Genomic DNA, 13,745 nt, shown 5'->3' on the forward strand with positions numbered 1-13,745 from the left:
GAGGTTTCATGAGAGTACTGAACATTGAAGATACACCAATCAAGCATCGCAAGATCAGAGATGTCCTGGAAAGCTGCAGGATTACGGACATAGACCGTGTGGGATATCTTGATGAAGGCATATCCGCATACAAGGAGTCGATAGCCTCCGGAAACCCCTACGATCTTGTTATCACCGACATGTGGTATCCGCCGACCCGGGGAGCCGACGAAGAGAAGTGCGGAGATAAGCTTGTGGAGATTGCTCTTAAAGAGAAGTGGGACGTACCCATAATCATCTGCTCCAACCAGAATTACAGCTATCCTGAGATCTTCGGGACGCTGTACTTCTCAGACAACGTAGACTGGGAAGGCCAGCTCAGACAGTATATAGAGCAATTAAGAAAGCCGTCGTCGTGACGGCTTTCATTAACTTCCGGAACAATGTAGTTCTAACATACGGTTACTGCCCGTTGGGCAAGGAACCTGCGTTGATATTTTGATAATAAAGGAGTATCAGTACTACCGTGGATTTCACTGTGGTACTGATTCTTTTTTGAGGGAAGATATCGGACTATTGCACCTGCGTCGTAACAGTTTTTTACATATACAGATACGATGTTTCCGGTAAATCTCTTTTTCATGTCTGAAATGACTTCAGAATCAGTTCTGTAATTCACGCGATCGACAGATAGTCCTTTAGGATCAGCAAATGCAGCAGATGATATGGTTCCATCTTTTTTCCAAAACATGTCCATGACATCCGGCGGATATACGGCACGATATAACTTTTCTGTCTCTTTAAATTCATTATCCAATGGACTCAATCGGACCTAAACCTGCGGTTAATGGTTTCTTCCGGCAATTCGTCCTATGATAAACTCATAAGGAGGAGATTGCCCTTATGTCCGAGATGACAATTGAAAAAGAAAGCTTCACCTGCTTGTTCAGGGACATAGAACCCACCTGGGAAGAGCTTGGATTCGACGAAGACATCCCCGGGAAGCTAATGGCGGAAGCAGAGAGAGCGGAGAACAACTACATATATGCCACCATAATCGGTGACCGGCTGGTATATCGCAGCTTCTCCATGATCAGCGGAAAGCCATGCGAGAACTACAGGTATGTATTCCACAGAAACATCATTGTCAAAGAGAGCAGAACCCGCGTCTATGAGATAGTTACGCCGCAGACCCTGACCGGTGATAAGGCCAAAGACATCACGGCAAAGAGCAATGACTACTTCTGCGGGAAGCTCTTTGATATGTTCAGGGATAAAGTGGAAATCTCAAACAAGTGGGCCATCCTTCGAACTCTCCCCTATGTAAAAACCAGATACCCAAAATTCGGATTCAAACCGTTCCTTGAAATCTACATAAAAAGCCGGGAAGACGGAGCAATTCTTCATTCCCCTCAAAAGCCGCTGCCCCATGAAGCATCGGCGTCTGCCCGGGCGCAGATGCGCCATGAATCCTTTGCTTCTGTCCCAAAGCTGATCCTCCACGAACTCTACGGAAGAAGTCACAAGGACCACAGCGCCGTGAGGCTTACAAGAAATCTTGTGGTTGTCACCGGGGAAAAGAGCTGTCGCTATCTGAACTTTAAGGAACAGACAAGGGTGTACTTTGATGCGACAGAAGCCTATTACTTTGTAAAGAATGCAGTGACGGGAATGTGGCAGAGGGAGGAAATTGCCAAAGACTTTGAACTTGAAACGGACCTTCGGGAAAGGCTTGTAGACAGGGAATTGTTTACGGGAACCTTCGGGGAGCAGTTTGCGGAAAATGCGGTACATGGCAGGTGCCTCAACCCTGATATGATAGTATACGGAAGTCTCCTTGCCCAGGCGGGCTTCCTGTCGGCAGAACAGGCTGCAAAATCCGGGAGCCCTGTGTATCACCGGCTTCTGGAAAGTATATACAGCGGAAAGACAAGGGACAGCCAAAGATCCCTTCCGGAGCTTCTGGGAGTCACCGGACCGCAGCTTAAGTTTTTTAAGGGAATCGATCTTACCGATGACCTTGAAGAATTTGGCCGGAACATGAAGGACGCCGGGTTCATCCGGTATTATCCCGACATTCAAAAGCGCATATATGCTGTCTCTTTATTCATGAACTGGGCTTATAACAGCTACTTCGAATGCTACAGGGACGACGCGCGTCAGATAAGGCTTGATCTGTGTCTTGGAGCAAACACCATCTGCTCCATAGAGAAGTACAGCGGGGAAAAGAGATATAGGCTTAGCATTGAGTACAGAGACTACCTGAGGATGAGACGAAGCTATCTGGCCTATATGGAGAACATGCGAGAGGATGATCCCATAAGGCAGGAAATTGCTGCATTCGGAGATGCTCCCATCAATATCAAACCCTCTAAGATCCATGACATGCACAATAAACTGGGTGAGATAGTGGGAATCTTATCCAGAAATAAGACCATCTCAGAGTGCGACAAGGACATAATCTCAAGAAAAGAACATGAGGCAAAAGACATAGAGTATTACGGGAAGGATTACTCAATAATAATGCCAAAGGATGCCACTGACATCATCCGTGAAGGCAGGATCCTTCACCACTGCGTGGGCCACGGCGGCTATATTGAGGCTATGGCCAGAAAGGAATGCAGGATACTGTTTCTTCGGGACAACACAAAACCTGACAAGCCCCTGATAACCATAGAGGAGCGGGGCGGCAGGATACGTCAGTGCTACGGCTTTGCCGACAGCCTTAATCGGGACGCAGGCATCAGAGCCTTCATAAAGCAATATGCCAGTGAGCACAACTTCGCTATAGACGCAGCTATATGAATATTCATAAATAAAGTATAAAAAAACCACCTTCACAGAAAAATTACCCTTTCACGCCGGTACTTTGATGGTACAATTATGGAAGCGATAATGGAGGTGGATTTTTTATGCAAAAATGGGCAAGACTTAATTTTCAGCCGAACCTTCCCCTTTATGAAGAGGGGCGTGTGACCGGCAGCAAGGGACACATTGATATTTCAAGAAAGGCAGCTGAGGAGGGAATCGTACTTCTTAAGAATGACGGAACTCTTCCTCTTAATAAAGATACAAATCTGGTGCTTCTGGGCAAGGCATCGGTAGAATACGTCAAGGGAGGCGGCGGATCCGGAGATGTGTACTGCAAGTACATCCACTCCGTATACGATGGTCTCAAGGCCCGTGGTGTCAGCGTTTTCGAGAAACTGGCCACATTCTATAAAGAAGAGATAGGGGAGCAGTATAAGCTTGGACGAGTGCCCGGCATGACCGCAGAACCCGAGCTTTCTGACGATTTAGTCAAAGAGGCAGCGGAGTTTTCCGATACTGCTCTTTTCATGATAAACAGATTTTCAGGCGAGGGATGGGATCGCAGCAGCATCGAGTGCAACAGGGAGTTCAACCCATGGCCCGGCGAGACCAGCATGCCCGCCTTTTCAGCACAGATTTTCCCTGACGGGGACTTCTATCTTTCCGCCAACGAGAAGAAACTTCTTGAAACTGCCAAGCAGAACTTCAAGAAGATCATTGTCGTTCTCAATATCGGCGGAGTCATCGACTGCAGCTTCATAAATAATGAGAAGATAAATGCCGCTCTCTATATCGGACAGGGCGGAATGGAAGGCGGAGATGCCGCAGCAGAGGCACTTCTTGGCATCATCAATCCTTCCGGAAGACTGGTGGATACCTTTGCAGGTAAGCTTGAGGACTATCCTTCCACAGAGAACTACCACGAGTCCTTTGATTTCGTTGAGTACACAGAGGACATTTACGTTGGCTACAGATATTTCGAGACCATTCCCGGAGCTAAAGAGAAGGTTATCTATCCCTTCGGCTACGGACTCTCCTACAGCTCTTTTGAGACAGCTGTAACAGGGGCAAAAGAGACAGAGGATGGCTTCGAGTTTACTGTTAAAGTTACCAACACAGGAAACAGACCCGGCAAGGATGTGGTTCAGCTCTACTACGGTGCACCTGCAGGCAAGCTTGGAAAGCCTGCAAGAGCTCTTGGGGATTTTGCAAAGGCTCTTGACCTTGCACCCGGTGCATCACAGGAGCTTACTCTCTGCGTAAGCCGCTATACAATGGCTTCCTACGATGACCTTGGAAAGGTTCAGGAGGCAGCTTATGTTCTCGAGGCAGGAACTTACGAATTCTTCATCGGAAGCAACGTAAGAGATGCGGTGAAGGTTGATTTTGCATGGAACAACGACAAGGACATCACAGTATGTCAGCTTACACATAAGCTTGCTCCCGTGGAGCTCAAAAAGAGAATGCTCTGCGACGGAAGCTACGAGGAGCTTCCTTTAGGTCAGCACAAGGACATCAACGAGTGCATATTTGAAAAGCTCGAGCCCGGAACAGAAGAGGCCCTTACTCCCATCGAGAGGGCAAGAGGCATGCATTATCTCACAAAGCCCTTCAAGGAGGGTGCAAGGAACTTCTTCGAGGTTTCAGAAGGCAAACTTACGGTAAAAGAATTTATGGCTCAGCTTTCAGACGACGAGCTTATCCACCTGGTAGGCGGACAGCCCAACACAGGTGTTGGAAATGTATTCGGAATGGGCAACATGCCTGAGTACGGAGTTCCCAATGCGGTAACAGCAGACGGCCCTGCAGGTGTACGTCTCGCTCCCGAGACCGGAATCCTTACAACAGCATTCCCCTGCTCAACCCTTATCGCCTGCACCTGGAACAGAGAGATCGCCGAGGAGATCGGCTTTGCAGGCGGCGAGGAGCTTAAAGAGAACAACCTTTGCGTATGGCTCACACCTGCCATCAACATCCACAGAAATCCCATGTGCGGCAGAAACTTCGAGTACTACTCAGAGGATCCTTACCTTACAGGCCGCATGGCAGCAGCCATGGTTCGCGGAATCCAGAGAAACAGAGTGGGCGCCAGCGTTAAGCACTTTGCCTGCAACAACAAGGAGACCAACAGAAAGCACAGCGACTCCAGAGTTTCAGAGAGAGCTATGCGTGAGATATACCTCAAGGCATTCGAGATGATCGTACATGAATGCGAACCTTACACCATCATGTCCTCCTACAATGCCATCAACGGAGAGAGAGCTTCCGAGTCAAGAGACCTTCTTACCGGAATCCTTCGTGATGAGTGGGGCTATAAGGGCATGGTTACCTCAGACTGGTGGACCAGAGGCGAGCACTACAAGGAGGTTAAGGCAGGCAACGATCTTAAGATGGCCTGCGGCTTCCCCGACAGACTTAAGAAGGCAATGGAGATGGGCGCTCTTACAAGAGCAGACCTTGAGCCCTGCGCCGAGCACATTTTAAACACTATCCTGAAGTTTGACTGATCAGGAATTTTGAACCGTTAATACACACATACTACAAAGGACACAGACATGAGCGGATACAAATTTACAGATGATCACGGATCTTTTTCCATGAAGAATCCACAGCATACCAGCGGACTCTATCTTCCGGTTGCCGGAAATACAGGACTTAGAAGTGCGGTTTCCCCGGACTTTGGCGGCGATGCCAAACTGGACCAGAACCACTTTCTGATTGCCCCCAAGAGCATATCCAACCTCCATGCAGACAGGGACACAAGAAACTTCTTTGTGGTAATGGGAGATGAGCTGTGGTCAGCCTGCGGTGCTTCCGCAGATCAGGAGGCAGCGAGATTTACAGACAGAGAGGACGCGGTTGAGCTTGCCGGCGGCCGTATGTGGCAGACCGTTACAAGAAAGCACAACAGCGGCAGAATCACAGCACAGGTTTCTCTGTTCTCACTTCTTGATGAATCCTGCGAGATCATGACGGTTAAGATCACCAACAGTTCGGACAGCGATATTTCTTTTACCCCTGTGGCAGCAATCCCCATTTATGCCAGAAGTGCAGATAACTTAAGGGACCACAGGCACGTGACCTCGCTCCTTAACAGAGGTGAAGTCCTTGAAAGAGGCGTAGTGGTTAAGCCCACTTTGTCTTTTGACGAGAGAGGACATCAGATAAACGACACCACTTACTACGTTCTTGGCTCAGATGACAAGGGCGGCGCACCTTCAGAGATCATCGCGGATGCAGACCTCTTCATCGGAGAGGGCGGAACTTTCCTTCGTCCCAGAAGCCTTCTTTGCGGCAAGGACAGGAGCAGTTCCTGGAAAAAAGCGCCCTTTAAGGTTGACGGCAAAGAGATGATCGGAGCCCTGAAGTTTGAGAAGACCACCTTAAAGGCCGGTGAGAGTAAGGAATTCCTTCTTGCCATCGGTGCTACCACAGAGCCGGAAAAAGATATGGCGGCTGCCCTTAAGGTCATAACCGATGCGGCAGGTGCTAAGAAGACCTTTGAAGATATCAAAGATTACTGGAACAATCTTACCAATATACATGTAAAGACCGGAGATGCTGACTTTGACAGCTTCATGGAGTGGATCGCATTCCAGCCCCAGCTGCGAAGAATTTACGGATGCTCCTTCCTTCCTCACCACGACTACGGCCGGGGCGGAAGAGGATGGAGAGATCTCTGGCAGGACTGCCTCGCGCTTCTTCTTACGGATCCCAGCGGAGTAAGGAAGATGATCCTGGACAACTTCGGGGGCGTGAGACTTGACGGCACCAACGCCACCATCATCGGTGACAAGCCCGGCGAGTTCAAGGCAGACAGAAACGGAATCCCCAGAGTGTGGATGGACCACGGCTTCTGGCCCTTCCTTACACTTAAGCTCTACATGGACCAGACAGGAGATCTGGAGATCCTCAGCGAGGAGGCCACCTATTTCAAGGACAGCCTGGTTCACAGAGCAGAGAAAAGAGACAGTAAGTACAACGACGACTACGGCGTAATTCAGAAGGATGAAGACGGAAACATATACAGAGGAACCGTTCTTGAGCATCTTCTTATTGAGAATCTCACAGCCTTCTTTGATGTGGGAGACAACGGAGAGATCAGACTTCGCGGCGCGGACTGGAACGATGCTCTTGACATGGCAACCCACAAGGGTGAGAGCGTTGCCTTTACCTGCGGCTATGCGGGGAACTTAAAGGACATCGCCACCTATCTCAGAATATACAAGACCAAGACCGGCCTTGATACCTGCCTTCTGACACCTGAAATAAGGGAGCTGATCTTTGCTGAACATCCTAAGCTCCTTGATTCTCCCGAGGCAAGAAGATCACTTCTTGGGGGATACATGGACAGAGTAAGCCACGCTATCGAACCTGCAAGAGCAGAGTTTAAGATCGAGGAGATCGCAACAGCTCTTGATCACAAGGCAGACTTCCTGATGAACAAGATCAGGGAGAACGAGTGGGTTACCGATTCAGAAGGCAACGGCTGGTTCAACGGCTACTACGACGATTTCGGCCGCAGGGTTGAGGGAGAGTTCGATACCGAAGAGGGCAAGAACATCAGAATGATGCTCACAGGCCAGGTATTCTCCGTAATGTCCGGCACAGCCAAGAAGGAGTGCGTAAAGAAGATCATCGCCAGTGCAGACAAGTACCTCTACAACGAGGGCATCGGCGGATATCGCCTTAATACAGACTTTAAGGAGCTTCGAACAGATCTTGGAAGAATGTTCGGTTTCTCCTATGGTGATAAGGAAAACGGAGCAGTCTTTTCCCATATGGCAGTTATGTTCGGCAATGCACTGTATAAGAGGGGCTTTGCAAAAGAGGGCTTCAAGGCTCTTAATACCCTTTACAGGGCATCCATGAACTTTGATGTGAGCCGCATCTATCCCGGAGTACCCGAGTACTTCAACAGCGAGGGAAGAGGCCTTTACAACTACCTTACAGGCGCTGCCAGCTGGTATCTTATGACCGTTGTTACAGAGAACTTTGGTGTAAGAGGAAATGCAGGAGACCTTTATATTGAGCCCAAGCTCCTTCCCCAGCAGTTCGATGAAAAGGGCGAGGCTTCCATAACACTTCCCTTCAGAGGCAAGACCTTCGAGGTTGTGTTTAAGAACACCGGCAGGAAGACCTTTGGCGAGTATGAGATAAGCCGCTTCATCGTGGACGGCGAAAACGCCACAGGCTATCAGAGGAATGCAGCCTGCGTTCCCGCAAGCAGAATAGACAGTTGGACCACTGAAAATCACAGACTTGAAGTATATCTGTAAAAAGAACTGTGGCAAAAACCATCACATAGATTATGAGGAGTAAGAGAGTATGAATTATGAAGTGTCAGTAAAGGATACAATCACCGATTTCGGTAAAAAGACTCCCTTTGCCAGCTTCCTTCCGGGAATCGCAGGCATCAAGGGAACTCCCATCTGGTGCTACTACGTAAACAGAGGCCAGGCGGTTGTCAGCTTTGGTGTGCAGGACAAGGACCACAGCATCATGGAGTTCTATCCCGCCCACACAGCTTATCAGAACGTAAACCGCACAGGTTTCAGAACCTTTATCAAGGCAAACGGCGCTGTCTATGAGCCTTTCCAGAAGCCGGCAGCCGGCAGCAGCATGGAGATACATATGAATGCTCTTTTCCTTGAGGAGAAGAACGGGGAGCTTGGCCTTTCCACAAAGGTAAGCTACACCACACTTCCCGGCGAGGAGATCGGCGCTCTTATGAGAGTGGTGACCATCACCAACGAAAGCGGCAAGGACATGGCCCTTGAGGTTATTGACGGTATGCCTGCCCTTATCCCTTACGGATGTCACATCGACGTAATGAAGAACATGGTTCAGACCACCAAGGCATACATGCAGGTTGAGGACCATGAGGAGAAGAGACCTTACTTCAGGGTTCGTTTCTCCATGGAGGACTCCGCCGTTGTTAAAAAAGTTCCCGGCGGAAACTTCGGAGTTGCCGTAAACGCTAAGGGTGAGAAGCTTGCTGCTATCGTTGATCCCGGCGTTGTATTTGACTATGACCTTTCACTCTCAGAGGCCATCGGCTTTGAAAATGCTAAGCTTTCCGGGCTTCTTGCAAAGAAGCAGAACAACTCCAACGAGTTCCCCTGCTGCTTCTTCGGACAGGAAGCAAATCTGGGAAACGGCGAATCCATCACATTCTTTGAACTCATCGGCCAGGTAAGAAACAAGGAGATCCTTGACAACTTCCTTAAAAAGGACATAAATGCAGCTTACTTTGAGGAGAAGTTTGCAGAGGCAGAAAAGCTCACAGACGAGCTGACAGATACTGTTGCTACAGAGACTTCAGACAAGACCTTTGACGATTATACACGTTACAACTATATGGACAACGTGCTTAGAGGAGGTACTCCCATCAAACTTCCGGGAGACCACACCTTCTATGTTTATTCAAGAAAGCACGGCGATCTTGAGAGAGATTACAACTACTTTGCAATGTCTCCCGAGTTCTATTCCCAGGGCAACGGAAACTTCCGTGACGTTAACCAGAACAGAAGATGCGACAATTTCTTCTCACCCATCGTCATGGACGAGAATATCAAGAGATTCTACTCCCTTATCCAGATGGACGGCTACAATCCTCTGGGAATCGAGCAGATCAAGTTTACAGCTCCTGAAAGCGCCCTTTCAGGAATTGAGTTAGCACAGCCTTTCACACCGGGTCAGCTTATTTCAGCAATCAAGGATTCCAAGAAGGGAATCTCAGATGCAGAGCTTGACGAGACTTTCGCTAAGGTTATGGAAAGCGCCTGCGAGACCATCAACGGCAACTTCGGCGAGGGCTACTGGTCAGATCACTGGGATTACAACTTAGATCTTATCGACGACTTCCTTGAGGTTTATCCCGACAAGGAAAAAGAGCTGCTTCTTGATACAATGGTTGGCAGCTTCGAAGCTAAGGTTAAGATCCTTCCCAGGGCTAAGAAATATGAAGAGACAGAAAACGGACTTCGTCAGTACCACTATCTGACAGCAAGAGACAATGCCGCAAAGGGCGGATCCTATGAGCTTTCAAAGGATGGCAGCCAGATCAATGTCACCCTGATCTCCAAGCTGTTCCTTATGTCAGCTGTAAAGTTTGCAGCACTTGATGCAGAGGGAATGGGTGTTGAGATGGAAGGCGGAAAGCCCGGCTGGTACGATGCTCTTAACGGAATGCCCGGAATGTTCGGATCTTCCATGAATGAGACCTATGAGCTCCTTCGCATGATCAGATACACAAGAGATTCCATAAGAAAGTTTGGCGCCGGAGTTGAGCTTCCCGCAGAAACAGTGGAATTTGCCAAGAAGCTTGCTGATATCGAAGGCTCTTTTACCACGGATCTGGATGCCTGGAACAAGAGAAATGATGCCAAGGAAGAGTACAGAGCTCTTGTTTACGACAAACTCTCAGGAGATATGAAGACTCTCGATACTGAGGAAGCTGCGGCTATCCTTGATCTTTTTGCAAAGAGGATCGAGAATGGCATTTCCAAGGCCTTTGATCTGGGAGACGGAATTGCTCCTGCTTACTTTACTTATGAAGTTACAGACTTTGACAAGGATGAAGAGGGCATCTATCCTAAGAAATTCGAGGTTAGAAAAGTGCCGTTCTTCCTTGAGGGACCGGTAAGATTCCTTAAGCTTGAGAATACGGAAGATGAGAAGAGGAAGCTCTACGAGAGAGTTAAGGGCAGCGACCTCTATGATAAGAAGCTTTCCATGTACAAGGTAAATGCTTCCCTTGAGAATGCAAGCTTCGAGCTTGGAAGATGTAAGTCCTTCACTCCCGGATGGCTTGAGAACGAGTCCATCTGGCTCCACATGGAGTACAAGTACCTGCTTGAGCTCATAAGAAGCGGCCTGTACAAGGAGTTCTTCGAGGACTTCAAAAAGGCAGCGGTCCCTTTCCTTGATAAGGAGGTCTACGGAAGAAGCACACTGGAGAATTCTTCATTTATCGCCAGCAGCTTCAACCCCAACGAACAGATCCACGGCAAGGGCTTTGTTGCAAGACTTTCGGGCTCCACAATCGAGTTTATCAGTATGTGGAAGCTGATGTTCTTTGGCCGACAGCTCTTTTCCCTTAAGGATGGGGAGCTGGTATTTGAACCACAGCCTGCAATCCCTGAGTATCTCATTAAGGAAGAGGGCGGCAAGTGCTTTGTATCTTCCACAATGCTTGGAAAGACTAAGGTTACCTACGAGTTCAATAAGAAGGGCGACTTCTTCCCGGGCGGATACAGCATTACAGGTATGACACTTAAGTATGCCGACGGCAGGGAGCAGAATGTCAGCGGCAGCACTGCAAGCGGCGATACTGCAAAGGATATCAGAGACGGTCTGGTAAAGGAGATCACTGTTGCGATAGCCTGATATAAACAGCTTTAAAACGTTTTTAAAAAATGACACCTTAATAAAAAAGGTGTCATTTTTTTGTGCCCTCCCGATTTCTATAATGAGTTCATAACCAACAAACGCTATTTGGAGGGAGGATTAAGTAAATGAATTACAAGAAAGTAATAGCGACTTTACTTGCAGGTGTTATGACACTTTCACTTGCAGCATGCGGAAGCGACGGAAGCGCTAACACAGCAGCTGACACAACAGCAGCTACTGAGACAGCAGAGGCTACCGAGGCACCCGCAGAGAACACCAACACAGAGAAGGTTGGAAGCGGCGAGAAACTCGTTATCTGGACACTGGCTAAGGATCTTCAGACATTCGCTGAGCACTATGTAGAGACTCACGATGCTGAGATCGAGACAGTTGTTATCGAGCCTGCTGACTATGTTACAAAGGTACAGACAGCTCTTAACGGCGGACAGACAACACCTGACATCATCGTAGGTGAGCCTCAGATGCTTGAGGATTTCTATGAGGCAGGATATTTCGAGGATCTGAACGCAGCACCTTACAACGCTCAGGACTATGCAGGCCAGATCGTTGACTACGTTTGGAAAGTTGGTCAGGATGCTGACGGTATCCAGAGAGCAATCTCTTACCAGATCACACCTGCCGGAATGTACTACAGAAGAGACATCGCTACCGAAGTATTCGGAACAGATGATCCCGATGAGATCGGAAAGCTCTTTGCTGATTATGACACAATCCTTGAGACAGCTCAGACCCTTAAGGATGCAGGCTACAGAATCTTCGCATCAGATGCAGAGATCAACTACTTCTCAGGCGATTCTGCTTGGGTAGTAAATGACACACTTAATGTAGATCAGGCTAGACTTGACTACATGGACCTCGTAGTAAAGCTTTACCAGGATGACCTTACAGCATATGCTAACCAGTGGTCAACACCTTGGTACCAGGCTATGGCCGGTGAGGTTCCGATCCTTACAGCAGCTGTTCAGAGCTATGCTGATGATTCCATCAACGTATGGGATGCAGAGGGATTCGCTGAGGCTACTAAGGATCTTGACAAGACAGAAGTATTCGCATTCGGTCTTCCCAGCTGGGGCGTTCTTACAATGAGAGACAACGTAGGCGACAACGCTGGTAAGTGGGGCGTTTGCTCAGGTCCTTCATACGGATTCGGTGGTGGTACATTCATCGGTATCTCAGCTATGTCTGAGCACAAAGATCTTGCCTGGGACTTCGTAAAGTGGGTAACACTTGACGAGGAGACAGCTGAGTGGTGGATCGAGAAGTCAGAAGGTGACACAGTTTCACTTGTTTCTGTTCTTGACAAGCACAAAGATGATGCAAACGACATCTACGGCGGTGAGCACCTCTACTCATTCTGGCTTAAGCAGGCTGAAGGCATCGACTATTCAAAGGTTACAAGATATGACAAGGTTATCGGCGATGCTTGGGGCGCAGCTATTTCAGCTATCAAGACAGGTGAGGCAGACAAAGAGACAGCTATCAACGAGTTCTATGATGTTGTTGAGTCTACATATCCTGAGATCACTGTAAACAGATAATTCTTTTTTATCTCTATCTCATATAGTATTCGGGGCGAAGGTTTTCGCCCCGGATATTTTTCAAAAAAGATCTGACCGGGAGGCAATATGAAAGCAGCAGTGAAGACAAGGAAGAAAAACAGGAATAACGCAGCATATCTGTTTGTTCTCCCCTTCATCATCGTATTTTTGATCTTCAGTGTTTACCCTGTAGTAAGGACACTGTATCTTAGTTTTACAACTTATAAAGGATATGGCACTCCGACCTTTAACGGAATCGCCAATTATACCAGAGTGTTAAAAGACAAGTTCTTCTGGCGCTCACTTTACAACACAGTAAAAATGTGGTCCCTGAACATCGTACTTCAGCTGGGACTTGCATTCCTTCTTACCATTGTTTTCTCTGATATTAAATACAAATTAAGAGGCCTTGGTATCTTCAGGGCAGTTTATTATCTGCCTAACCTTATAGCAGCAACATCTGTTGCATTCCTGTTCAAGACACTTCTTGACTGGAAGTATGGATCATTCAACCAGCTGCTTCTGATGACACATCTTGTAGATCAGCAGATCAACTGGATGGGACAAAGATCTACGGCATGGGCCGTTATCGGTGTGATCCAGGCATGGATGTGGTTCGGTAATTCCTTTATCATTCTCATGGCAGGTGTTCAGGGTATTCCTTCTGATTACTTTGAAGCAGCAGCCATTGACGGAGCAGGAAGATGGAAAGTATTCGGAAGCATTACACTTCCCCTTCTTCGTCCCATCCTTCTGTATGTAGCAGTTACATCACTTATCGGTGGTCTGCAGCTCTTTGATCTTCCGTTCCTTATGACCGGTCCTTCCACAGCAGGTGAGCCCGGCGGAACACTTCAGACTACGGTTATGTATCTGTACAAATTTGGATTTGAAACCCATCAGGTTGGCTTTGCTGCGGCAATTGCCTATACCCTGTTTTTCATAATACTTTTTGTTTCCATTATGGAATTCAAGTTCATCGGCGGAAAGGAGGACTAAGAC

The 13,745-nt window shown here is 48.1% G+C and carries 7 protein-coding genes; all 7 read left to right on the forward strand.

Annotation, left to right across the window (positions count from 1 at the left end):
- The first annotated feature begins 8 nt into the window (after positions 1-8).
- The 7 genes from T456_RS0105970 to T456_RS0106005 all read left to right on the forward strand — a co-directional run bounded on the left by T456_RS0105970 (position 9) and on the right by T456_RS0106005 (position 13,742).
- Positions 9-398 carry a response regulator gene (locus T456_RS0105970; protein WP_024865369.1) on the forward strand — a complete coding sequence of 130 codons (390 nt, stop codon included), beginning with the start codon at positions 9-11 and terminating at the stop codon, positions 396-398.
- 484 nt (positions 399-882) lie between these two features.
- Positions 883-2,784 carry a PcfJ domain-containing protein gene (locus T456_RS0105980; protein WP_024865371.1) on the forward strand — a complete coding sequence of 634 codons (1,902 nt, stop codon included), beginning with the start codon at positions 883-885 and terminating at the stop codon, positions 2,782-2,784.
- A gap of 107 nt (positions 2,785-2,891) precedes the next feature.
- Positions 2,892-5,297 carry a glycoside hydrolase family 3 protein gene (locus T456_RS0105985; protein ID WP_024865372.1) on the forward strand — a complete coding sequence of 802 codons (2,406 nt, stop codon included), beginning with the start codon at positions 2,892-2,894 and terminating at the stop codon, positions 5,295-5,297.
- Between the two features lie 48 nt (positions 5,298-5,345).
- The gene (locus tag T456_RS0105990) at positions 5,346-8,069 is read left to right on the forward strand and encodes a GH36-type glycosyl hydrolase domain-containing protein (protein ID WP_024865373.1); all 2,724 of its coding nucleotides are present in this window, start codon (positions 5,346-5,348) and stop codon (positions 8,067-8,069) included.
- A 49-nt stretch (positions 8,070-8,118) separates the two neighbouring features.
- A complete protein-coding gene (locus T456_RS0105995) occupies positions 8,119-11,181 on the forward strand; it encodes a hypothetical protein (protein WP_024865374.1) in 3,063 nt (1,020 codons plus the stop codon).
- Between the two features lie 128 nt (positions 11,182-11,309).
- Entirely contained in the window at positions 11,310-12,743 is a 1,434-nt protein-coding gene (locus T456_RS0106000; protein WP_024865375.1) for an ABC transporter substrate-binding protein, read from the forward strand.
- Positions 12,744-12,830: 87 nt separating this feature from the next.
- Positions 12,831-13,742, forward strand: a complete 912-nt coding sequence (locus T456_RS0106005; RefSeq protein ID WP_024865376.1) for a carbohydrate ABC transporter permease — start codon at positions 12,831-12,833, stop codon at positions 13,740-13,742.
- The last annotated feature ends 3 nt before the right edge of the window (positions 13,743-13,745 follow it).

Source organism: Butyrivibrio sp. FCS014 (assembly GCF_000526935.1).
In the GTDB taxonomy this organism is placed as follows: Bacteria; Bacillota; Clostridia; order Lachnospirales; family Lachnospiraceae; genus Butyrivibrio.

Bases quoted from the DNA above. Each gene is read 5' to 3' on its own strand.
- T456_RS0105970 (WP_024865369.1), top strand. From the start codon at position 9: ATGAGAGTACTGAACATTGAAGATACACCAATCAAGCATCGCAAGATC.
- T456_RS0105980 (WP_024865371.1), top strand. From the start codon at position 883: ATGTCCGAGATGACAATTGAAAAAGAAAGCTTCACCTGCTTGTTCAGG.
- T456_RS0105985 (WP_024865372.1), top strand. From the start codon at position 2,892: ATGCAAAAATGGGCAAGACTTAATTTTCAGCCGAACCTTCCCCTTTAT.
- T456_RS0105990 (WP_024865373.1), top strand. From the start codon at position 5,346: ATGAGCGGATACAAATTTACAGATGATCACGGATCTTTTTCCATGAAG.
- T456_RS0105995 (WP_024865374.1), top strand. From the start codon at position 8,119: ATGAATTATGAAGTGTCAGTAAAGGATACAATCACCGATTTCGGTAAA.
- T456_RS0106000 (WP_024865375.1), top strand. From the start codon at position 11,310: ATGAATTACAAGAAAGTAATAGCGACTTTACTTGCAGGTGTTATGACA.
- T456_RS0106005 (WP_024865376.1), top strand. From the start codon at position 12,831: ATGAAAGCAGCAGTGAAGACAAGGAAGAAAAACAGGAATAACGCAGCA.